The following is a 20,544-nucleotide window of genomic DNA, read 5'->3' on the forward strand; positions in this document are numbered from 1 at the left end:
TCCCCTGTGCGGAAGGGTCGCGTGCGCCCATCTGGACGCCATGAGCGACATCGACACACCTATCCGCCGTCCCGGTCCCTGGGATCCCAAGCCTGAAGACCTGGCCGTGCGCAAGGACGCGCCCAAGGACTTGCGTGGGCCGCAGTCCGAAACCGGCGCGCTGGACAAGGGCCAGAGCCCCGGCTGGGCCGTGATCTCCACCCTGCTGATGGGCGGCTTCCTGTGGTGGATCACCGGCAGCTGGGTCGTGTCGGTGGCGGTGGTGTTCGGCCTGTTCGTCCACGAATACGGACACGTCCTGGCGATGAACAAGGTCGGGATGGGCCCGGCGCGCATCTATATCATCCCCTTCCTGGGCGGCCTGGCCAAGGGGCAAAGGGCGCCCCAGAGCGAGTGGCACGGGGTGCTGGTGTCGCTGGCGGGCCCCGCGTTCGGGCTTCTGGCCATGGTCCCGTTCGTGGGCCTGTGGGCCATAACAGGTCAGGGCGAGTGGCTGTTGGGCGCCTTCTTCATCGCCATGCTCAATCTGGTGAACCTGCTGCCTGCGCCGCCGCTGGACGGGTCAAAGGCGCTGGGGCCGGTGCTGGCGCGGGTGCATCCGCGACTGGAGCATCTGGTGCTGCTGGCCATCGGGGTCGGGGTGGTGCTGTGGGGCGTCTCGACGGGGCGCTACATCCTGGCGGTGTTTCTGGCCATTTCGGTCTTCGGCCATCTGAAGCGCGGCGTCTGGCGTGAGGAATGGGGCCAACTGAGCTGGCCCGAGGCGGGCAAGAGCCTGGGCCTGTTTCTGGCGACGGCGGCGGTCTGTGCGGGGGCGGCGATCGGCGCCCTGCTGCCTCTGGCCGACGGATCGGCGGTCGAGGCCGTGAAGTTCGGCCTGAACTATATCGGAGTACACGTGTGAGCCGAGTTCGACATGACGGGCCTCTGGTCGTCGGCGCAGGTCTGGCGGGGCTGTCGGCCGCGCTGGAGGCGGCGAAGGCTGGAGCAAAGGTGCTGGTGGTCACGCCGGAGCCCTTGCTGAACGCCTGTTCGTCGGCCTGGGCGCAGGGAGGCATGGCGGCGGCCCTGACGGCGGAGGATTCCGCCGAACGCCATGCCCGGGACACTGAGGCGGCGGGCGCCGGTCTGGTCGAGGCCGCGGCCACGCGCGCCCTGACGGAAAACGGACGCGAGACGGTGGAGTGGCTGGCGGCTCTGGGCGCGCCGTTCGACCGGGACGCCGACGGCGGCTTCGTCGTCAGTCTGGAGGCGGCCCATTCGGTCGCGCGGGTGGCGCGGGTCGGCGGCGACGGCGCGGGCCGGGCGATCCTGACGGCCATCGTGGCCGCCGTTCGGGCCGAGAAGCGGATCGAGGTCTGGGACGACGCGCGGCTGAAGGGTCTGCTGCGGGACGCCGACGGACGGGTGGTCGGGGCGCTGGTGGCGCGCGGGCCGGGCGGAAAGCTGACCCAGATCACGGCGACGGCGGTGGTGCTGGCCACCGGCGGGGCGGGCGGCCTGTTCGCGGCGACGACGACGCCTGCGGCCCTGAAGGGCGAGGGCATGGCGCTGGCGGCGTTGGCGGGGGCTGAAATCCTCGATCCCGAGTTCGTGCAGTTCCACCCCACGGCCATTGATGTCGGATTGGACCCCGCGCCCCTGGCCACCGAGGCCCTGCGCGGCGAGGGCGCGCGGCTGATCGACGGGCAGGGCGCGTTTCTGCTGGGCGAAGAGGATGATGCGGACCTGAAGCCGCGCGACGTGGTGGCGCGGGCGGTCCATGCGGCGCGGGCCTCGGGACGCGGAGCCTATCTGGACGCCCGCACGGCCATAGGCGAGGCCTTCCCGCATGAGTTTCCGGCGGTGTTCGCCGCCTGCATGCGCGCCGGTCTGGACCCGCGCGTCAGCCCCATTCCGGTGATGGCGGCCTGCCACTATCACATGGGCGGGATCGCCGCCGATGCGGACGGACGCACGACGGTTCCGGGCCTGTTCGCCGTGGGCGAATGCGCGGCGACGGGGGTGCATGGCGCCAACCGTCTGGCGTCCAATTCATTGCTGGAGGCGGCGACCTTCGGGCGGCGCGCAGGCGTGGCGGCGGCGGCCGAGGCGGGCGGCGGCAAGCCCCTGCCTGCCGCAGCGGGGCCGGACCTGCCGGATGAAGCGATGGCGGAACTGCGCGCGGGAATGACGGATCATGCCGGCGTGGTGCGCGACGAAGCGGGCCTGACGCATCTGATCGCCCTGATCGACCGGCTGGAGGGCCAGCATGGACCGGCGGCGGCCCTGCTGGCGGCGCGGCTGATCGTGCAGGCGGCGCTGGACCGGCATGAGAGCCGGGGCGGGCATTACCGCGCCGACTATCCCGAGACGGCGGCGGCGGCGGAACATACGCGGGTGCGGCTGGTGCAGCCCGCAATCCTGGCGGTGGCGGAATGATGCGGACCCTTCCTGATCTGATGATCGAACCCGTGGTGCGGATGGCCCTGGCCGAGGATCTGGGCCGGGCGGGCGACATGACGGCCCTGGCCTGCATCCCCGAGGGCGCGCGCATGAAGGCGGCGTTCGCGGCGAGAAAGCCCGGCGTACTGGCGGGGATCGGCGCGGTGCGTCTGACCGTTCTGGCGCTGGACCCCAAGGCGACCGTGGACGTGCGTTTGAGCGACGGCGCGGCGTTCGAGGCGGGGGCGGTTCTGGCGGTGGTCGAGGCCGATGCGCGGGCGTTTCTGTCGGCGGAGCGCACGGCCTTGAACCTGCTGGGGCGGTTGTCGGGCGTCGCCACCCTGACGCGCGCCTATGTCGAGGCGGTCGCGGGGACGAAGGCGCGGATCGCCGACACGCGCAAGACGACGCCGGGCCTGCGCGCGTTGGAGAAGCACGCCGTCGCCTGCGGCGGGGGGATCAATCACCGCTTCGGGCTGGATGACGCCATCCTGATCAAGGACAACCACGTCGCCGTCTGCGGCGGAGTCGCCCCGGCTGTGCGCCGGGCCAGGGCCTTTGCGCCCCATCTGATGAAGGTGGAGGTCGAGGTCGACGGGCTGGATCAGCTGGACGCGGTTCTGGCCCTGATCGACGAGGGCGCGGCGCCGGATGTGGTGATGCTGGACAACTTCAGTCTGGCAGACCTGCGCACGGCGGTGGCGCGGGTGGCAGGCCGGATCACGCTGGAGGCGTCAGGCGGGGTCGATCTGACGACCGTGCGCGGCATCGCGGAGACGGGCGTGGACGTGATCTCGGTCGGGGCGCTGACCCATTCGGCGCCGGTGCTGGACATCGGTCTGGACGCGCTCTGAAGCCAGGCGCGTCCAGTTACGATGATGTCAGGCGGGCGTAGCGGCCGTGGCGGCCTCGGTCTTGGGCGTCGGCTGAGCGGCGCGGGCGGGTTGAACCGCAGGCTGAGGGCGCGGGGCCGGTGCAGAGGCGGCGGCGACCGGGGCGGCGGTCTGCGGCGCTTGTGCGCGGGGCGCCGGGGTTTCGGCCTTGGGCGCGGCGGCGGCCGGCGCTGCGGCGGGGCGCGGGGTTTCGGACCCTGACAGGCCTTCCTGGGCCAGGACCAGCGAATAGGCCACGGCCTGTCCGGCCTGACGGGCGGCCTCGACCGGATTGATCCCGGCCTGGATCAGGCGCGGCTGCTCACCCCCTGCGGAGGGACGCGGCGCATAGTTGAACGCATCGCTGGAGCCCGAGCGGCCGCCGAAGCGATAGAACAGGTGGCTGCCCACCTGGCCGACCTGGATCAGAGAATTGCGCCACGTGGGCGACACGCCCGTGGTGTGGAAATGGGTGGCGTTGCCGACGCTGGCGAAGACCGAGCCGGACATGGCGCCGGACGCCACGGCGCGGGCGCGGTCCCAGGCGGCGCGGTTGACGCCGCCGCGCATGACGCCCGAGCAGGTGAAGGAGAACTGGCAGCCAGTGCCCCGTGCTGCGCCCTGGAAGACGACGCCGCAGATGGTCTTGGGGAAGGCCGGGTGGCGGACGCGGTTCAGGACCACCTGAGCCACGGCCTTCATGCCGTCGCGGCCTTCGCCGCGCGCTTCGTAATAGACAGCCTGGGTCAGGCAATCCAGGTCGCGGCTGGCGTCCAGGGCGTGATCCATCTGGAAGGGGCGCGCGCCGGTCGGTGCGGTGACGTTGACCTGGCGGAGGCCGTTGTCGGCAGGGGCGCGGAGTTGTTCGAGGCGGGCGGCCAGAAGCTCGGCCTGGCGGTCGCGCTGGGCGGAGCCTGCGCTGGTGTAGGGGTCGTGTCGTCTTGCAATCGTCAGGGCGCTGGCGTCCAGACCGCCTGCGGCGGCGGCCAGGGCTTCTTCGGTGAAGCCGGCGGCGGTGGCGCCCTGAATCCGTTCAGCCTGGACCCGCAGCGTCGTCGCGCGGGCCGTCATGCCGCCCAGATAGGCGCTGCCGATCGCCAGTCCCACGAGCCCGCCAAAGGCCGCGGCCGCCGTCATGGGCTTGATCTTGGCCACACGTTCGGCACGCGAAACGCCGCGCGTCTGCGAGGAATGCGACAACGAGGTAGTCCTGTTAAGCAGGGCGAGAAACGCAGCCCCCGGGGTAGTCTCGCCAGCCGGGCGACTCTGCGGTCGCTGTTCCAGCCTGCAAATCCGGCGCTCGGCTCGATGGGCCCGGGCGTCGGAGGACGGGCCTATATACCGCTATTTGTGACCGGAATGTGGTTGATTCGCAAGATGTTGGATAAGGCCTAGAAACCAATAGGTATTTTTTCGGGTTATCCGAGATTGTGGTCGTATTTGGTTTAATTTCGGACAATCTATCGCGCGAATACTGTATTCCGATACACACAGGTTGTTCGTTATTTGCGCCATATCGTTGAAGTCAGCTTATCCAATTGTGACATTTGTTCGCGTCGTGTCGGCTTCTGTATTCGGTGGTTTGTTTGCGGTGGAACGAACCTGTCGGGTTCACGTTGAAGCTTGGCCCCTGGAGGAAAAAACACATGACCCGTCCGATTGTCTTGACCGCCGCCGTCTTCAGCGCCCTGGCGCTGGCTGCCTGCGGAGCCACTGTTGAACAGAAGGCCGCCACGGGCGCCGTCGCGGGGGCCGTCGTCGGCGGCCCGGTTGGCGCAGCCGTGGGCGGCGCCGCTGGAACCGCCGTCGGTCAGGCCCAGAAGCCCAACTGACGCCTGCACGGGGTCGCGCCCTTGCCTTTGGCGAGGCGCGACCTATCTGCATCACTGCGCGCGGATCGGCCCCCGATCCGCCCGAAGCCGCGTGTTCGTTCATGACGAACCTTGATTTTGCCGCTGGTTTCGGTTTTGTGCGGCCCGCTCCGGCCGTGCGTTTTCGCCGCCTGACCCCCCGACGGCCGCTTTCGGCCGGACCACAAGGAACCTGAACGCTTTCGCATGAAAGATTTGAAGACCGGATTCACCGACCGCCTGACCGCCCAGCAGGAAGCCAAGAAAGCCCTGCTCGCCAAGTTCAAGCCGAAGGCCGCCGCCCCCGACCCCGAATTCGAGCGTCTCGCTGAAAAGCGCGCCGCCGAGAAGGAAGCCCTGCGTCAACAGCACGAACTGGCCAAGGCCGAGCTGCGCCGTGAAAAGGCGGAAAAGGAAGCCGCCCGTCTGGAGGCCGAACGCCTGGCCCAGGAAGAGATCGACGCCGAGAAGCGCGCCGACCGCAAGGCGCGCAAGCAGCTGACCAAGGAAGAGCAGAAGGCCAAGCGCGACGCGCGCTACGCCGCCCGCAAGGCGCGCCGCTAAGACAGGTCTGTCTGTTCAGGGATCGACGCGCTGCGGATTCGCCTCTGCAGCGCGTTTTTCTTTGCCTGAAGCCTAATCGACGCCCTGGGGCGCGCGGCCTTCGACCAGATTGCGCAGGGCCTCGGCGGAATAGGGTTTGCGCAGGAAGGGCCACGGGCTGTCGGACAGCATCTGGTCCACGTCCTCGCCCATATAGCCGGAGGTCAGGGCGATGCGCATCTCGGGCCAGTCGCGGGCGGACCGGCGCGCCAGATCGACCCCGCTCATGCCGCCGGGCATGACCACGTCGGTCAGCATCAGGTCGAACCGGCTGGCGCGCAGGGCCTCCAGCGCCGCAGGTCCGTTTTCGGCGCGCTGAACCTCCAGACCGAAGCTTTCCAGCAGATCCACGGCAACCGCGGCGACCGCGACGTCATCCTCGACCAGCAGCAGGCGCCGTCCCTGAGCGAAGGGAACGTCCGGCTGGGGCGGGGGCAGGGGCGGGACGCTGGTCCGCCGGGTCACCAGCCGCGGCAGGCACAGGGTGATGGCGGCGCCCTGGCCCATGGTCGATGCGACCTGCACCCCGCCGCCTGATTGACGGGCGAAGCCATAGACCTGGCTGAGCCCCAGGCCCGTGCCCTTGCCCACGCCCTTGGTGGTGAAGAAGGGTTCGAACACCCGGTCAATGACCTCGGGCGACATGCCCTCGCCATTGTCGGATACGGTGACGCAGACATAGTCGCCCGGCGCCAGCTCGGCGACCTCGCCCGCGTCGATGCGGCGGGCGGTGGTCTGGACGGTGACCTGGCCGCCTTCGCGGATCTGGCCGCCCGTGACGTCGCCCAGGGCGTCGCGGGCATTGACGACAAGGTTCAGCAGCGCCGCCTCGAACTGGGCCGGGTCCAGCCGGACGCGCGCGGCGCCGCGCTTGAGCCTGAGGTTGAAATCCACCGCTTCGCCGACCGCCCGCCGCAGCAGGGGGGCGCTTTGACGGATCAGGGTGTTGAGGTCGATCTCCTCGGGACGCAGGGCCTGGCGCCGCGAGAAGGCCAGCAGCTGGTGCGTCAGGCTTTCGCCGCGCCGGGCGGCGGCCAGGGCGGCTTCGGCCAGTTTCTTGCGCTTGGCGGGGTCTTCGCTGCGCAGGATGATGTCCAGGGCGCCGATCACGACGGTCAGCAGATTGTTGAAGTCATGGGCCACGCCGCCGGTCAGGCGCCCGACCGCCTCCATCCGCTGGGCGTGCGCCAGTTGGGCCTCGGCCAGGGCCTTTTCGTCGAGGGCGGCGCTGACGCGCTCCTCCAGCAGTTCGTTGATCCGTTTCAGGTCGTCTTCGGCGCGTTTGGCGTCGGTGACGTCCAGACTGGCCCCGACATAGCCCTGGAACCGGCCCTCTGCGTCGAAACGGGGCACGCCCTCGGTCCGCAGCCAGCGCAGGCCCAGCGTGGGGTGGTTGACCCGGGCCAGGGCCTCGAAAATGTCACGGGCCTCGAAGGCGCGCATATAGGCGGCGCTGAACACCGCCTCGTCGTCGGGATGGATCAGGGCGCGCCAGCTGCCGACCAGTTGACGCGACGAGCTGATGCCGAAGAAGTTGCGATAGCGTCTGTTGGCGAAATTCAGCTGGGCGGCGTCGTCGCTCATCCAGATCAGGGCCGGGGCGCTGTCGGCGACGATGCGGAAGCGGGTCTCGGATTCCTCGATCCGCGCCTGGGCCTCGCGCATGTCGGTGACGTCGAAGGCCACGCCGACATAGCCCAGCAGGGTCGCGCCGCTGCGGCGCGGACGCGACCAGGATTTCATCCAGCGCCATTCGCCGTCGTGGCGCAGATAGCGGGCCTCCAGCGAGAAGGGGCCGCCCGAGGCTTCGCCTTCAAACGAGGCCAGACGTATGCGTTCGCGGTCGTCGGGATGGACCGAGGCCAGCCAGTCGGCCTCGCGCGCGTCCTCGTACTGGCCGCCGTAGAAGTCGGAATAGGCCTGGTTGACGAAGGATCGGCTGCCGTCCTTGCGGCTGACCCAGATCAGAACGGGGGCGATGTCGGCGACGGCGCGGAAGCGGGCCTCGCTTTCGCGCGTCTTGGCCTCGGCGCGGGCGCGTTCGACTTCGGCCCAGGTGCGGGCGGCGACCTCTTCCAGCAGGGAGGCCTCGGCGTCGGTCCAGACCCTGGGCGTGGCGGAGTGAACGTAGAGATAGGCCCGCAGGAGACCGCCCCGGATCAGGGGCGCGCGGATCAGGGCGCGCGTCTGGATGTCGTCGAACACTTCACAGGCGGCCGCCGTGCGCGGGTCGGTGCGGACATCATCGACGCGGACGGTCTGGCCCGACGCCAGGTCGGCGATCAGCTCCGCGCCCAGGTCGATCAGCTTGAACTGGCCGCTGGCGCTGGCGACGCCCGCCGTCCAGTCGCGGCTCATGGCGATCACTCCGGCGTCCAGATCGACCTCGCCATAACCGACGCGGTCCGCCTCCAGCAGCTCCCCCAGCGAGCTTTCGACCATGGCCATGATGGCGTCGGGATCGGACAGGTCGCGCAGCCGGTCGACCAGGGCCAGAAGGAAGGTCTGGCGCCGTTCCTGACGGCCCAGGGCGTCCAGCGCCTCATGGGTCGCGGTGACGTCGAAGGAGATGCCGATATAGCCCAGGAAGGCGCCCGTGTCGTCGAACCGGGGCTTGGCCGAAATGCGCATCCAGCGCCATTCGCCGTCATGTCGGCGGAACCGCGCCTCGAACCCATAGGGCTGGCGCGCGGGCCGGGCGAAGCCCTGGGCGTCCGCGACCATGGGGGCGTCCTCGGGGTGGACGCTCCCTTTCCAGATGTGGCCGTGAATCTCGGGCGCGGGTCGGCCGTAGAATTCCACCAGCGCCTCATTGGCGAACTCGACCTCGCCCTTGGCGTTGGTCAGCCAGACGGGCGAGGGGGCGGTGTCCGCGGTCAGGCGGAAACGAACTTCGCTTTCCCGCAGGGCCTTTTCGGCGGCGCGGGCGTCGGTGACGTCCAGATTGACGCCGATCATGCCCAGATAGTCGCCGTTGCGGTTGATGCGCGGGCGGGCGTGAGACCGGACGATGCGATAGACGCCGTCGGCGCGGCGCTGGCGCGCTTCGACCTCGAAGGGGCGTCCCGCCGTCAGGGCGTGGGTCGTATCCGCTACGAAGGCGTCGTGATCTTCTGGGTGTATGATCTTGCGGAAGTCGAAGGCGTCGAAGTCGATCCTGCCTTCCTGCACGCCCCAGAACTGGCGTTGGTCGGCGTTCATGTGGATGCAGCGTCCCTGCGGATCGCTCATCCAGAGCATGGTGGGGGCGAACTCGCTGATGACCTTCAGCCGGTCTTCGGTTTCGTCCACGCGGGCGTCGGACTGGCGCAGGGCGGAGGCCGAAGCCTCCAGCCGCGTCAGGGTCTTGCGCAGCGAGGCGGCGACGAGGATGCAGAACAGGCCGATGAAGACGAAGGTCGCTGTGGCGGGCAGGGCGACAATGCGCACCAGACTGTGTTCGCCCGGAACGCCGATGACGATCACGCTCCAGGCGCCGATCAGGGCGGCGGCCAGGGCGACCAGTCCGCCCAGTCTGCCAGCGGCGAGGGCCGCCAGCATCACCGCCGGAAGCATGATGGCGAAGCCGGTGATGTCGCCGAAAAACGATTTCAGGAGAATGCGGACGCCCAGCGCCAGGACGGCGAAGCCCAGGCCGACCAGAACCTGCTTCAGCGGCGACGAGACGTCGATGCGCGCCAGACGCAGCAAGGCCTCATCGACATTTGGAATGCGCTGCAGAATACCCCCCGCCTTCATATTCTGTCAGACCCCAGCCGCCTTCGTCGCGAGCGGACGGCGTTCGAATGTTGTCCAACGCTGTGTCGGGTCTTGTGTTCCGGCGTCGGTCATCGTCCGACAGGCTTTAGTTAGCGTTGAAACCACACCCATAACAGCGGTTTGTTGATGGCCTGAAATCCGCCCATAATCAGGCGCAGGGTTTGGAAATGGCGACGTCCTCATCAGATAGGGCGTCGCTTTTTGGGTTTTGAATGCAACTGTCCGGACTGATCACGATGTGGGCGGCGCTGCGGCGCGGCGCGGCGGCCCTGCCGGCGGCCTGCGCCGTGCTGGGCGTCGCCATGTCGGCGGGATCGACCGCAAGGCCCGACGCCGACCGCGCGCAGGCGGCGCAGATGCAGACAGAGGGCTTGGCCGGCAAGGTCGCATCTGCGGGGCCAGACGGCCTGGCCGCGCCTTTGACCGCCGAACAGCTGGCGCTGGCGCAAAGCCATGATCCGACCCTGCTGATCCCCGCCCTGCACGGACTGGCGCCGAACTGGGAGGCGGTGCTTCTGGCGGGCAAGGCGCAGGTGATGCCGGGCGAATACGGCGCCGAGGCCCAGAAGCTGAATGCGGCCATGGCGGTGGCGGCGGGCGCGCTGCGGCCCGCGCGCCCCTTTGTCTTCAAGGGCAGCGCCGAGGATCGCCGCCGCGCCCTGCGCTGCCTGACCCAGGCGGTCTACTACGAGGCCGCGCTGGAGCCCGACGCCGGTCAGGCGGGGGTGGCGCAGGTGGTGCTGAACCGCGTGCGCGATCCCAACTACGCCAATACGGTCTGCGGCGTGGTGTTCGAGGGGGCGGAGCGGACGACGGGCTGCCAGTTCAGCTTCACCTGCGACGGCGCGCTGGCGCAGGCGCCGGTCGCCTGGGCCTGGGACCGGGCGCGCAAGGTCGCCGAGAAGGCCTTGAACGGCGAGGTCGCCCAGCAGGTCGGCACGGCGACCCACTATCACGCCGACTATGTCCATCCGTGGTGGGCGCCGACGGTGGCCAAGGTGAACCAGATCGGGGCGCACATCTTCTATCGCTGGAAGGGCGTCTATGGCGAAACCGCCGCCTTCCGCACCGTCTATCAGGGCCGCGAGCCGAACATCGACGAGGCGCGCTTCGCCCGTCCCCGGATGATGACGGCCAGCACAGGCGCGGCGGATGCGCCCCTGACCCCGAACGGGCCGTTGAAAACGGTCGAGATCGACGGCCAACAGCGTGTTGTCGGCGTCGCCAGCATGGCGGGCCGTCGCCTGCCGACGCCGCAAGAGGTCGCCGCCATCAATGCGCGGCTGCAGAGCTTTGAAACCGCCAAGCCTGCTGCGCCCGCCGTCACCGTCGCGCCCGCCGGGGTCACGCCGATGGCGGTCGAGGAGGTCGGACGTCCGTCCAGCTGACGCGGCGCAGATGTGGTAATGCAACGCCAGCCCCCTTCGGCGCATTCATCTGGGTTGGATGTCTCCGACCGCGAAAGGACGCCTGTTTGACCGACCCCGTTCCTGATGTTCCACAGTGGGATGAGTTTGAACGCCTGAACGCCTTGGGTTCCTACGACATACTGGACACGGAGCGAGAGCAGGCGTTCGACGATGTCGTCCAACTGATCGCCCGCATCTGCGAAACCCCGATCGCGGTGGTCAATCTGATCGACGCGGACCGCCAGTGGTTCAAGGCCGAGGTCGGACTGGGCGTGCGCGAGACGCCGCTGGCCACATCCTTCTGCGCCCACGCCCTGCTGCTGGAAGACGGAATGCAGGTGCCGGACGCCACGGTGGACCCAAGGTTCGAATGCAATCCCTTGGTGACGGGCGACACCCATCTGCGGTTCTACGCCGGACAGTTGCTGAAGACCCAGGACGGTCTGCCGCTGGGCACCCTGTGCGTGCTGGACACCCAGCCCCGGCCTGAGGGGCTGACCGAGGTTCAGGCCATGGCGCTGAGAACCCTGGCCGGGCAGGTGATGACCCAGCTGGAGCTGCGCCGCACCCTGATCCAGCGGGCCAAGAGCGAGGAGACGACGCGTCGCGCCCTGGCGGCGTCGAACTATGTCGGGGCCTGGGACTGGGACGTGCCCGGCGACCGCATCGTCGCCGACGAACGTTTCGCCAACATCTATGGCGTGGACCCGAAAGTCGCCGCGCAAGGCGCGCCGTTAAGCGCTTTTCTGCGCAATGTGCATCCCGACGACGCCGTTCGGGTGGAGGCGGAGATCGACGCCCTGATGATCACGGGCGGGGCCTTCCTCAGCGAATACCGCATCCTGCACGAGGAGAACGGCGAGCGCTGGATTCAGGCGCGCGGCCATATCTATCTGAACGACGAGGGGGCGCCGGTGCGGTTTCCCGGCATCGCCACCGACATCACGGCGCGCCGTCGCCAGGACGCGCATCTGGCTGAGGCGGTGCTGCAGCTGGCTGACAGCGAGGCGCGGTTCCGCTCTCTGGCCGACGCCATGCCCCAGATGGTCTGGTCTTCGCCCCCGGACGGCCATCCCGACTATTACAACGCCCGCTGGTACGCCTTCACCGGCACGACGCCCGGCTCCAGCGAAGGCCAGGGCTGGGACAATCTGGTGCATGAGGACGACCGCGCGCGCGGTCAGACCCTGTGGCGGCAGTCGTTGGAGAGCGGCGAACCCTATGAGGTCGAATACCGGCTGAAACACCATGCCGGGGGCTATCGCTGGGCGCTGGCGCGGGCGGAAGCGGCCCGCAACGAGGCGGGCGAGATCACGCGCTGGTTCGGCAGCTGCACCGACATCGACGACCTGAAGCGGCTGGAGCACGAGCGGGAGCTGGTCAGTCAGGAGCTGAGCCACCGCATCAAGAACATCTTCGCCGTGGTGTCGGCCCTGGTGGCCCTGTCGGCGCGCCAGCACCCCGAGGCGCGGGACTTCGCCACATCCCTGCGCACGCGGATAAACGCCCTGGCGCGGGCGCATGAGTTTGTCCGGCCGCACACCGAGACGTCGCAGCCCGCGGTCGGCGTGACCACCCTGCACGCCTTCTTCCACGACCTGTTCAGCGCCTATGCCGATGAGAAGGGGCAGGGACGGGTGCTGATCAGCGGCGACGACACGGTCTTTGACGACCAGTCGGCGACCTCGGTGGCGCTGCTGTTCCACGAACTGGCGACCAATGCGGCCAAGCACGGCGCCCTGTCCGCCTCACGCGGGCGCGTCAACCTGAACACCCGGCATGAAGGCGACCGTTTCATCCTGAGCTGGCGGGAGACGGGCGGGCCGCCGATCAACGGCGCCCCCACGCGCAACGGCTTCGGCTCTTCCCTGGCCACCCTGTCTGTCGAGACCCAGCTGGGCGGGCGGCTGGAGCGCGAATGGCGGCCTGAAGGCCTGCAAATGGTCGTGGATCTGCCCGCCGCCGCGCTGTCACGGCGACGCGCGGCGGGAAAGAGTCTCTGATTAGGACAAATTTGAAACTGTGCGGCCCATCATGCGTTCGAGACGCTAACTAGGATTGGTACTGAAAGTTTATGCCCGCCCGCATCCTCATAATTGAAGATGAAGCCCTGGTCGCCATGGAGCTTCGCTTCGTGCTGGAAGACCTTGGGCACGACGTGGTGGGCGTCGCCGCGACGGCCAAGTCAGCCCGCGACATCGTCCATGAGTCCGAGATCGACCTGGCCCTGGTGGACATTCACCTGTCGGACGGGCCGACCGGCATCGACCTGGGCCGTGAGCTGGGCCAGGACCTGGGCGTATCGGTCCTGTTCATGACCGGCAATCCCGGCATGGTCCGTGACGGCGTCGCCGGGGCCATCGGCGTCCTGTCCAAACCCGCCGACGAACAGGCCGTCCAGACCGCCGTCGACTACGCCATGCGCCGCCGCCAGGGCCAGCCGGTGCAATACGCGCCCCCCGGACTGCAGCTTTTCGGCTGACGGATCGCCGCGCCGGTTGCGCATCTGTTGATGCGGCATATGTCGAATGCTCCCCCCGATAGGAGCCTTCGATGACCACACTGAACCAACGGCCGCTTGGAGACAGCGGACTTGAGATCGCCCCGCTGGTGTTCGGCGGCAATGTCTTCGGCTGGACGGCGGATGAACAGGCGTCCTTCGCCCTGTTGGACGGGTTTGTGGAGGCGGGGTTCGACGCCATCGACACCGCCGATGTCTATTCCCGCTGGGTTCCCGATCATGTCGGCGGCGAGAGCGAGACGATCATCGGCAAATGGCTCAAGGCGCGCGGCGTGCGTGACAAGGTCAAGATCTTCACCAAGGTCGGCGCCGATATGGGCCAGGGCCGCAACGACCTGACGGCGGGCTGGATCGAAAAGGCGGTCGAGGACAGCCTGCGTCGGCTGCAGACCGACTACATCGACCTGTACCAAACCCACTGGGCCGATCCGCTGACGCCGCAGGAGGAGACGCTGAAGGCGCTGGACCGGCTGGTGAAGGCGGGCAAGGTGCGGGCCATCGGCACATCCAACCACACCACCGAACAGGTCGCCGAGGCGCTGGCGATATCCGAGCGCGAAGGGCTGGCCGCCTATGCGTTGATCCAGCCGCACTACAACCTCTACAGCCGCGACACCTTCGAAGGGCCGTTGCAGGACCTGGCGGTGGAGAAGGGGCTGGGCGTCATCACCTATTACAGCCTGGAAAGCGGCTTCCTGACCGGCAAGTACAAGACGGTCGAACAGATCGCCGGGACCAGCCGCGAGCACGCCCTGAAGGACAGGTTCGACGAACGCGGCGTGCGGATTCTGGCGGTGCTGGACGGCGTGGCCCAGCGCAACGAGGCGACTTCGGCCCAGACGGCTCTGGCGTGGCTGCTGGCCCAGCCGGGCGTGACGGCTCCGATCGTCAGCGCCACCTCGACCGAACAGCTGGAGGACATCGTCAAGGCGGGGGCGTTGAGCCTGTCGGCTGACGATGTCGCGGAACTGACCGAGGCCAGCGCGTACTAGGGCCAATCGACATTCAGTAAGCCGAGATTTTAGATCGTCATTCCGGGGCTGAGCGAAGCGAAGAACCCGGAACCCAGGAGGTTCGCACCCCGGCGCCGAACACCTTCAGCAACGGCGTCGCGGCCCTGGATTCCGGGTTCGTCCTTACGGGCGCCCCGGAAGGACGGTTTGGGGGCTGAACGTCAATCGAACCTGGGTCAAAGCGGCTTCTCCCTCCCCGTCGCGCGGAGGGAGAAGTCGGAAATCACCAGACCCCGATCTTCTCGGCCTCGGCGTGGCTGATCGGGTGATTGGCCTTGGCGTGGTCTTCCTCGGCCAGGAAACGGGCGGCCTCCAGCGCGGCCATGCAGCCCATGCCGGCGGCGGTGACGGCCTGACGATAGACGTCGTCGGTGACGTCGCCGGCGGCCCAGACGCCTTCGATGGCGGTGGAGGCCGTGCCCGGCTTCACGCGCAGATAACCGCCCGAGTTGGTCTCAAGCTGGCCCTTGAACAGTTCCGACGACGGGGCGTGGCCGATGGCGATGAAGACGCCGTCGGCGGGGATTTCGCGGGTCGAGCCGTCCTGCACATTCTTCAGGCGCACGCCGGTGACATTCTTGGCCATGCCGTCGACGACGCCGACGATCTCCTCGATGGCCACGTTCCAGATCACCTCAATCTTGGGATTGGCGAACAGGCGGTCCTGCAGGATTTTCTCGGCGCGGAACTCGTTCTTGCGGTGGATGACCGTGACCTTGGAGGCGAAGTTGGTCAGGAACAGCGCCTCTTCGACGGCGGTGTTGCCGCCGCCGACCACGACCACCTCCTTGCCACGATAGAAGAAGCCGTCGCAGGTGGCGCAGGCCGAGACGCCAAAGCCCTGATAGGCCGCCTCAGACTCCAGGCCCAGCCACTTGGCCTGGGCGCCGGTGGAGATGATGACCGTCTCGGCCAGGATACCCTCGCCGCTGTCCAGCGTCAGTCGGAACGGCCGCTGCGACAGGTCCGCCGAGGTGACGATGTCGTGGATGACCTCTGTGCCGACGTGCAGGGCCTGGGCCTGCATCTGCTCCATCAGCCACGGACCCTGAATCGTTTCGGCGAAACCGGGATAGTTCTCGACATCGGTGGTGATGGTCAGCTGGCCGCCGGGCTGGATGCCGGCGATGACGACGGGGTTCAGCGAGGCGCGCGCGGCATAGATGGCGGCGGTCCAACCGGCGGGACCGGATCCGATGATGGCGACGCGGACGGTTCTGGGAGTGCTCATGACGCCTATTTAGGCGCTGATTCCTTTCTGTGCGATGCTCGTCTTCGGGTCTGACGGATCGGAAGCGGAAATGAAGAACAAGGGTGCAGCGTTTTTCAGCGGCGGCATAGGCATGGGCGTCGCCATCGGCGTGGCGCTGGGTGTGGCGATGGACAATCTGGCCGTGGGGATCGCCCTGGGCGTGGCCATCGGTTCCGGCCTCGGGTCCGCGGGAATGGCGGCGATCAACAAGAAGGCCGAAGACGGCAAGGACGACGACGACAAGTCGCCGGACTAGGCGGTCGCGCGGGTGCTCATCGCCTCCAGCACCGCGCGCGCCGCCCGGTCGGTTTCGGCCAGCGGCTCATAGGTCCAGGCGTCCAGCGTCCCGTCGAACGCGCGGGTCGCGCCGCGTGATTGCAGGTCGTCGTGCAGGCGGGCGAACTTGCCGCCGGACTTCAGCGGGACCATGGGCAGGATGTGGACGGGTTTGCCGGTCGATGCGGCCTCGGCCGCCATGTTGGCGCTGTCCTCGGTGACCAGGATGTGGTCGGCGTGATGCAGGAAGCCGAACAGGGGGTTGTCGCCGGTCCCGTCCCAGATCCAGCCGGGCAGGTCCGACAGACGCGCGGTCATCGCCGCCTTGGCTGCGTCCGGGGTCCGGCGCGAGAAGGTCAGCATCAGCGATCCGCCCGCGGCTTTCACCGCCGCCGCGATCCGGTCCGCGAGGGCGGCCGCATGGTCGGGGGGCAGGTCGAACGCCTTGGACTTGCCGCCGATCAGGGCGGCGACGCGCGGATGGGGCAGGGGGGCGATGCGGTCGGCGAAGGCGGGCGCGGCCTCGGCGATCCGTTGCGGCGTGATGCGGTGGGGCGAGCCGGTGATCTCAAAGACATTGTCGCCCGACAGACCGTCGTGGGCCGGGGCGACGATCATGTCGTAGCGGGTGTTGGCCCAGCGCGGGTCCTGGGTCTGGACGACGAAGGTCCTGCCGCCGCTCCGTTCCTTGATTCGGGTCGAAAGCGGAAGGGTGGCGCGGCCGGTGGCGATCCACAGATCGGGCCACAGATCGGGCCGTGCGGCGTCCAGCGGATCAGACGCCGGGTCCAGCATGGCCCGCGTCTTCAAGGCTGAGGGCCAGCGGTCAAACAGAGGCCGCCAGCGAATGTGTTTGATCGTGATGTCGGCAGGCGTCAGGCGCTGGATGGCCTCGGCCAGGCCCAGCGCCTGATTTTCAATGCCGGTGCGGCCGTCAGAGACGACCCAGATGGCAAGAGGGCCGGACGAGCGGGGACGAGCGAACGCCCCCGCCATCGGGCTTATTTCCACTCGACCTTGAGGATTTCGTAAGCCTTGACGCCGCCGGGAGTGTTGACCTCGACCACGTCGCCGACCTCCTTGGAGATCAGGGCGCGGGCGATCGGCGAGGCGATGGAGATCTTGCCCTGCTTCACGTCGGCTTCGTGTTCGCCGACAATCTGATAGCGGCTCTCTTCCTCGGTGTCCTCGTCGACGACCGTGACGGTCGCGCCGAATTTGACCTGGCTGCCCGACAGTTTGGACACGTCGATGACCTGGGCGCGGCTGATCTTGTCCTCGATCTCGGCGATCTGGCCTTCGATCCAGCCCTGGCGTTCCTTGGCCGCGTGATACTCGGCGTTTTCAGACAGGTCGCCGTGCTCGCGGGCTTCAGAGATGGCCGCGATGACACTGGGCCTTTCGACCGACTTCAGTTGTTTCAGTTGATCGTCGAGGACGCGATAGCCCTCGCCCGTCATCGGCACTTTTTCCATTGGTGTCGTGATTTTTCTGGTTCGCCCGGAGATAGGAAAGACGCGAATTAAGCACACAAAAGGCCGCGGGGCGGGCGCGGCCGGGCATCGAAAATAGGCCTGATCGCCCTTTAATTCAAGGGCGAGGCCGATCTCGCGGCTGTGGATGGATCAGGCGCGGGCCGAAGGTTCGGCTTTCCGGTCGCGTTTCAGCACTGTTTTGATCAGGCTGTACGCCAGCCAGCCCAGGCCCGCGAGGCCCAGCAGCATGAACAGGCCAGAGGTCAGGGCTGCCCCTGCAGCCATGAAGGCCAGGACGAAAGCGAGGGCGGAGGCCAGCCCCGCGACGATCTGAATGGTTTGAAGGCGCATGGCGTATTAACGCCTTGGCAAGTTTCTGGTTGCGTCAAACAGCCCCACCCAGGTCAGGCATAGGCGTAGGGGCCGCCGCGCTCCAGCGCACGCTGATAGGCGGGGCGCGCATGGATGCGCTGCAGAAACGCCTTCAGCCGGGGTTGATCCGCCACGTCGAAGGCGCGCGTGGCGCCCGCCTCGACAGGAAAGCTCATGATGATGTCGGCGGCGGTGAACTGATCGCCTGCAAACCACTCCGAGCGGGTCAGCTCCGCCTCCCAGAAGCCGACGGCGGCGCGCAGTTGCGGGGCGACCAAGGTGGCGATGGTCTTGTCGGAGACGGCCTTGATAAGGGGGCGGATCAGGCCGGGCACACGCTTGGGCAGGACGCTGAAGACCAGTGAGAGCAACAGGGGCGGCATGGCCGAACCCTCGGCATAATGCAGCCAGTAGGTGAAGCGGCGGGCGTTCTCGGTGCGCGGGGCCGGGCGCAGGCGGCCTTCGCCATAGGTGTCCAACAGATATTCGAAGATGGCCCCGGTCTCGGCCACCTTGATGTCGCCGTACTCGATCACTGGCGACTTGCCCAGCGGATGAATGGCGATCAGCTCCGGCGGCGCCAGCCGGGTGGCCGGATTGCGCTGATAGCGCACCACCTCATAGGGCAGGCCCAGTTCTTCCAGCAGCCACAACACCCGCTGCGAGCGGCTGTCGTTCAGGTGGTGGACCTTGATCATTGAAAGCGCTCCGACGGCAAGACGCGACTATCCGCACGCCCGCCGCCGGAGTCGAGCCTTCATCGTGCCGCGCGGCCGCTCCAGCGGGTGCGGGCCGTGGGACGGCCCACAGGGCGAACCGGCGCCTTGGAGCCCTCGCGGTGATTGCGCCAGACCTCATAGGCCAAGGTGGCCAGGGCCAGCTTGCCGGCGTGGCGACCGGCGAGACGGCGTCCACCCTTGGACAGCAGAAGACCGCCGAGAATGGGAACAAGCTTGTGCAGACGAGCCATGGAAATCTCCTTCGGCAGGGATAACGCGCGGAGAGGCTTCGCGTTCGGATCGGCATTGATGTGGGGTGCAGGGGGCGCGGTGAAAAGGTTTCGCGCGCGCACCGTGAAAACCAGTGCTAGCCCTAGGGGATGGCACGCTCACGCTTCACCGCATTCGTCACATCGCTCAGCTTCTTCGTCATCGTGGCGCTGGCGGCGGGCGTCGGCGTGGGGGCGTTCGCGCAGTCCACGGACCTGCCCTGGCTGACCGGGACGCTGGGGGTGATCGAAAGCCTGGGTCAGGTCTGGCTGAATGCGCTGCGGATCACGGTGATGCCGCTGGTGTTCAGCCTGTTGGTCACCGGCATCGTCTCCATCGCGGATGCGGCGGCGACCGGTCGGATCGCGGGGCGGGCGCTGATGGTGTTCGCCGTGCTGCTGGTCGGGGCGACGGTCTATGCGATCCTGGCGGGGCTGGGCCTGCTGGCGATCTGGCCGATAGACCCTGAGGCCGGGCGCGACCTGCTGGCGGGGGTGTCGGCGGATACGGCGGCGACGGTGGGGGCGGCGGCGCATACGGACGGTCTGCGGGCGTTCCTGAACAGTCTGGCGCCGTCCAACCTGATCAAGGCGGCGGCCGATGACGGGGTGCTGGCGGTGGTGGTCTTCGCCGTGGCCTTCGGGTTTGCGGCGACGCGGATCAGGACGGACCTGCGTCGTCCGCTGGCGGGCTTCTTCGAGGCGGTGGCCGAGACGATGGTGGTGATCGTCCACTGGGTGCTGCTGGCCGCGCCCTTCGGGGTGTTCGCCCTGGCGTTGGGCGTCGGTCTGCGCGCGGGTCTGGGCGTGGCGGGGACGCTGGCCCATTATGTCGCCATTCTGTGCCTGAGCCAGTTGGGCCTGATCCTGCTGACCTATGTGGTGGCGGTGGTCTGGGGGCGGGTGTCGCTGGGCCGGTTCGCCCGCGCGGTGGCCCCGGCCCAAGTGGTCGCCGTCTCTACCCAGTCGTCGCTGGCCAGCCTGCCGGTGATGATCGAGCGGGCCCGCGACTGGCTGGGCGTGCCCCAGGCGACGGGCGGGCTGGTCCTGCCGCTGGCGGTGGCGGTGTTTCGCATCACCAGTCCGGTCGCCAATCTGGGTGTCTGTCTGTACGTGGCCCAGCTTCACGGCATCGAACTGAGCCTTGGGGTGCTGGTCGCGGGCGGTCTGACGGCCCTGGCCGTATCCATCGCCTCGGTGGGTCTGCCGGGTCAGGTCAGCTTCTTCGCCAGCGTTGGCCCGATCGCCCTGGCCATGGGCCTGCCGCTGGAGATGCTGCCGCTGCTGCTGGCGGTCGAGGTCATCCCCGACATCTTCCGCACTGTCGGCAATGTCACCGCCGACCTGGCCGTGACGCGGATCGTGCAGGGGCGCGAGACTATAGCCGAAGAATGACGACCAGGGCGGCGGTCAGCAGCAGGCCGACATGCAGCGTCAGGACAATGCCCATCCAGGTGCGGAATGGCTCCTTGCGCGTCTTGTGACGCATCAGGTGCTGGCCCATCCAGGCGCCGATGCCCCCGATCAGCACGAGAAACAGCAGACGGCTTTCCGGCACGCGCTGAAGGCCCTGTCGGGCCATGTGCTTGTCCCAGGCGAAGGCGGCGAAACCCAGGGCCTCAGCCAGGAAAATCACCGCCAGGGCGCGGTCTATGTCGGTGACGGACATCTATCTCTGGCTTTCGACGAACAGTTTGGCCGTGTCCTGCCGAAAGCCAGAGATTGTGTAA

The 20,544-nt window shown here is 68.1% G+C and carries 20 protein-coding genes; 11 read left to right on the top strand and 9 right to left on the bottom strand.

The window, feature by feature from the left end; genetic code table 11:
- Window positions 1-40: 40 nt before the first annotated feature.
- Genes JKF87_RS01305 through nadC form a run of 3 tightly spaced genes read left to right on the top strand, consistent with a single transcriptional unit; the run spans window position 41 to window position 3,278 of the window.
- On the top strand, window positions 41-904 hold the full coding sequence (locus tag JKF87_RS01305; protein WP_201096614.1) for a metalloprotease: 864 nt from the start codon (window positions 41-43) through the stop codon (window positions 902-904).
- Window positions 901-2,421: an L-aspartate oxidase gene (locus JKF87_RS01310; protein WP_201096617.1), complete on the top strand. Its 1,521-nt coding sequence runs from the start codon at window positions 901-903 to the stop codon at window positions 2,419-2,421. Before JKF87_RS01305 ends, JKF87_RS01310 begins: the two co-directional genes overlap by 4 nt.
- Window positions 2,418-3,278, top strand: a complete 861-nt coding sequence (nadC, locus tag JKF87_RS01315; RefSeq protein WP_201096619.1) for a carboxylating nicotinate-nucleotide diphosphorylase — start codon at window positions 2,418-2,420, stop codon at window positions 3,276-3,278. Before JKF87_RS01310 ends, nadC begins: the two co-directional genes overlap by 4 nt.
- A 27-nt stretch (window positions 3,279-3,305) precedes the next feature.
- Here the strand turns inward: nadC and JKF87_RS01320 are convergent, their stop codons facing one another.
- The gene (locus JKF87_RS01320; protein WP_236261014.1) at window positions 3,306-4,496 is read right to left on the bottom strand and encodes a cell wall hydrolase; all 1,191 of its coding nucleotides are present in this window, start codon (window positions 4,494-4,496) and stop codon (window positions 3,306-3,308) included.
- 446 nt (window positions 4,497-4,942) lie between these two features.
- On the opposite strand from JKF87_RS01320, the gene JKF87_RS01325 reads away from it, so the two are divergent.
- Both JKF87_RS01325 and JKF87_RS01330 read left to right on the top strand, forming a co-directional pair.
- A complete protein-coding gene (locus tag JKF87_RS01325; protein ID WP_201096621.1) occupies window positions 4,943-5,128 on the top strand; it encodes a hypothetical protein in 186 nt (61 codons plus the stop codon).
- 225 nt (window positions 5,129-5,353) lie between these two features.
- A complete protein-coding gene (locus JKF87_RS01330) occupies window positions 5,354-5,710 on the top strand; it encodes a DUF6481 family protein (RefSeq protein WP_201096623.1) in 357 nt (118 codons plus the stop codon).
- 72 nt (window positions 5,711-5,782) lie between these two features.
- On the opposite strand, the gene JKF87_RS01335 is transcribed toward JKF87_RS01330, so the two are convergent.
- The gene (locus JKF87_RS01335; protein ID WP_201096625.1) at window positions 5,783-9,487 is read right to left on the bottom strand and encodes a PAS domain S-box protein; all 3,705 of its coding nucleotides are present in this window, start codon (window positions 9,485-9,487) and stop codon (window positions 5,783-5,785) included.
- A gap of 233 nt (window positions 9,488-9,720) precedes the next feature.
- Between JKF87_RS01335 and JKF87_RS01340 the strand changes: the two genes are divergently transcribed.
- The 4 genes from JKF87_RS01340 to JKF87_RS01355 all read left to right on the top strand — a co-directional run bounded on the left by JKF87_RS01340 (window position 9,721) and on the right by JKF87_RS01355 (window position 14,430).
- Complete coding sequence (locus tag JKF87_RS01340) at window positions 9,721-10,896, top strand: cell wall hydrolase (RefSeq protein ID WP_201096627.1); 1,176 nt, start codon at window positions 9,721-9,723, stop codon at window positions 10,894-10,896.
- An 86-nt stretch (window positions 10,897-10,982) separates the two neighbouring features.
- Complete coding sequence (locus tag JKF87_RS01345; protein WP_236261015.1) at window positions 10,983-12,920, top strand: PAS domain-containing protein; 1,938 nt, start codon at window positions 10,983-10,985, stop codon at window positions 12,918-12,920.
- A gap of 71 nt (window positions 12,921-12,991) precedes the next feature.
- The gene (locus JKF87_RS01350) at window positions 12,992-13,399 is read left to right on the top strand and encodes a response regulator (protein WP_201096628.1); all 408 of its coding nucleotides are present in this window, start codon (window positions 12,992-12,994) and stop codon (window positions 13,397-13,399) included.
- 71 nt (window positions 13,400-13,470) lie between these two features.
- Window positions 13,471-14,430, top strand: coding sequence for an aldo/keto reductase (locus tag JKF87_RS01355; RefSeq protein ID WP_307417184.1), 960 nt, complete (start codon window positions 13,471-13,473; stop codon window positions 14,428-14,430).
- Window positions 14,431-14,674: 244 nt separating this feature from the next.
- Here the strand turns inward: JKF87_RS01355 and trxB are convergent, their stop codons facing one another.
- Complete coding sequence (trxB, locus tag JKF87_RS01360) at window positions 14,675-15,682, bottom strand: thioredoxin-disulfide reductase (RefSeq protein ID WP_201096630.1); 1,008 nt, start codon at window positions 15,680-15,682, stop codon at window positions 14,675-14,677.
- A 70-nt stretch (window positions 15,683-15,752) separates the two neighbouring features.
- Between trxB and JKF87_RS01365 the strand changes: the two genes are divergently transcribed.
- Window positions 15,753-15,959 carry a hypothetical protein gene (locus JKF87_RS01365; protein ID WP_201097261.1) on the top strand — a complete coding sequence of 69 codons (207 nt, stop codon included), beginning with the start codon at window positions 15,753-15,755 and terminating at the stop codon, window positions 15,957-15,959.
- On the opposite strand, the gene JKF87_RS01370 is transcribed toward JKF87_RS01365, so the two are convergent.
- The 5 genes from JKF87_RS01370 to JKF87_RS01390 form a co-directional block, all read right to left on the bottom strand.
- Complete coding sequence (locus JKF87_RS01370; RefSeq protein ID WP_201096632.1) at window positions 15,956-16,975, bottom strand: mitochondrial fission ELM1 family protein; 1,020 nt, start codon at window positions 16,973-16,975, stop codon at window positions 15,956-15,958. The genes JKF87_RS01365 and JKF87_RS01370 overlap by 4 nt on opposite strands.
- Before the next feature lie 5 nt (window positions 16,976-16,980).
- Complete coding sequence (gene greA, locus JKF87_RS01375) at window positions 16,981-17,454, bottom strand: transcription elongation factor GreA (RefSeq protein ID WP_201096634.1); 474 nt, start codon at window positions 17,452-17,454, stop codon at window positions 16,981-16,983.
- A 150-nt stretch (window positions 17,455-17,604) separates the two neighbouring features.
- On the bottom strand, window positions 17,605-17,805 hold the full coding sequence (locus tag JKF87_RS01380; RefSeq protein ID WP_201096636.1) for a hypothetical protein: 201 nt from the start codon (window positions 17,803-17,805) through the stop codon (window positions 17,605-17,607).
- Between the two features lie 53 nt (window positions 17,806-17,858).
- Window positions 17,859-18,524 (bottom strand): glutathione S-transferase family protein, encoded by a 666-nt coding sequence (locus tag JKF87_RS01385; RefSeq protein WP_201096637.1) that lies wholly within the window; start codon window positions 18,522-18,524, stop codon window positions 17,859-17,861.
- A gap of 59 nt (window positions 18,525-18,583) precedes the next feature.
- Complete coding sequence (locus tag JKF87_RS01390; protein WP_201096638.1) at window positions 18,584-18,796, bottom strand: cysteine protease; 213 nt, start codon at window positions 18,794-18,796, stop codon at window positions 18,584-18,586.
- 129 nt (window positions 18,797-18,925) lie between these two features.
- On the opposite strand from JKF87_RS01390, the gene JKF87_RS01395 reads away from it, so the two are divergent.
- Window positions 18,926-20,209 carry a dicarboxylate/amino acid:cation symporter gene (locus JKF87_RS01395; RefSeq protein WP_201096639.1) on the top strand — a complete coding sequence of 428 codons (1,284 nt, stop codon included), beginning with the start codon at window positions 18,926-18,928 and terminating at the stop codon, window positions 20,207-20,209.
- Here the strand turns inward: JKF87_RS01395 and JKF87_RS01400 are convergent.
- Window positions 20,193-20,483, bottom strand: coding sequence for a DUF1294 domain-containing protein (locus JKF87_RS01400; RefSeq protein WP_201096640.1), 291 nt, complete (start codon window positions 20,481-20,483; stop codon window positions 20,193-20,195). The two genes, JKF87_RS01395 and JKF87_RS01400, sit on opposite strands and share 17 nt — an antisense overlap.
- Between the last annotated feature and the right edge of the window lie 61 nt (window positions 20,484-20,544).

The sequence above is a fragment of the Brevundimonas nasdae genome (genome assembly GCF_016654005.1).
GTDB lineage: Bacteria > Pseudomonadota > Alphaproteobacteria > Caulobacterales > Caulobacteraceae > Brevundimonas > Brevundimonas nasdae.

Excerpts from the sequence above, each read along its gene's own strand:
- trxB (WP_201096630.1), bottom strand. The coding sequence starts at position 15,682 with ATGAGCACTCCCAGAACCGTCCGCGTCGCCATCATCGGATCCGGTCCC.
- JKF87_RS01390 (WP_201096638.1), bottom strand. The coding sequence starts at position 18,796 with ATGGCTCGTCTGCACAAGCTTGTTCCCATTCTCGGCGGTCTTCTGCTG.
- nadC (WP_201096619.1), top strand. The coding sequence starts at position 2,418 with ATGATGCGGACCCTTCCTGATCTGATGATCGAACCCGTGGTGCGGATG.
- JKF87_RS01340 (WP_201096627.1), top strand. The coding sequence starts at position 9,721 with ATGCAACTGTCCGGACTGATCACGATGTGGGCGGCGCTGCGGCGCGGC.
- JKF87_RS01395 (WP_201096639.1), top strand. The coding sequence starts at position 18,926 with ATGGCACGCTCACGCTTCACCGCATTCGTCACATCGCTCAGCTTCTTC.
- JKF87_RS01370 (WP_201096632.1), bottom strand. The coding sequence starts at position 16,975 with ATGGCGGGGGCGTTCGCTCGTCCCCGCTCGTCCGGCCCTCTTGCCATC.
- JKF87_RS01330 (WP_201096623.1), top strand. The coding sequence starts at position 5,354 with ATGAAAGATTTGAAGACCGGATTCACCGACCGCCTGACCGCCCAGCAG.
- JKF87_RS01325 (WP_201096621.1), top strand. The coding sequence starts at position 4,943 with ATGACCCGTCCGATTGTCTTGACCGCCGCCGTCTTCAGCGCCCTGGCG.
- JKF87_RS01380 (WP_201096636.1), bottom strand. The coding sequence starts at position 17,805 with ATGCGCCTTCAAACCATTCAGATCGTCGCGGGGCTGGCCTCCGCCCTC.
- JKF87_RS01385 (WP_201096637.1), bottom strand. The coding sequence starts at position 18,524 with ATGATCAAGGTCCACCACCTGAACGACAGCCGCTCGCAGCGGGTGTTG.
- JKF87_RS01355 (WP_307417184.1), top strand. The coding sequence starts at position 13,471 with ATGACCACACTGAACCAACGGCCGCTTGGAGACAGCGGACTTGAGATC.
- JKF87_RS01335 (WP_201096625.1), bottom strand. The coding sequence starts at position 9,487 with ATGAAGGCGGGGGGTATTCTGCAGCGCATTCCAAATGTCGATGAGGCC.
- JKF87_RS01305 (WP_201096614.1), top strand. The coding sequence starts at position 41 with ATGAGCGACATCGACACACCTATCCGCCGTCCCGGTCCCTGGGATCCC.
- JKF87_RS01365 (WP_201097261.1), top strand. The coding sequence starts at position 15,753 with ATGAAGAACAAGGGTGCAGCGTTTTTCAGCGGCGGCATAGGCATGGGC.
- JKF87_RS01400 (WP_201096640.1), bottom strand. The coding sequence starts at position 20,483 with ATGTCCGTCACCGACATAGACCGCGCCCTGGCGGTGATTTTCCTGGCT.
- greA (WP_201096634.1), bottom strand. The coding sequence starts at position 17,454 with ATGGAAAAAGTGCCGATGACGGGCGAGGGCTATCGCGTCCTCGACGAT.
- JKF87_RS01350 (WP_201096628.1), top strand. The coding sequence starts at position 12,992 with ATGCCCGCCCGCATCCTCATAATTGAAGATGAAGCCCTGGTCGCCATG.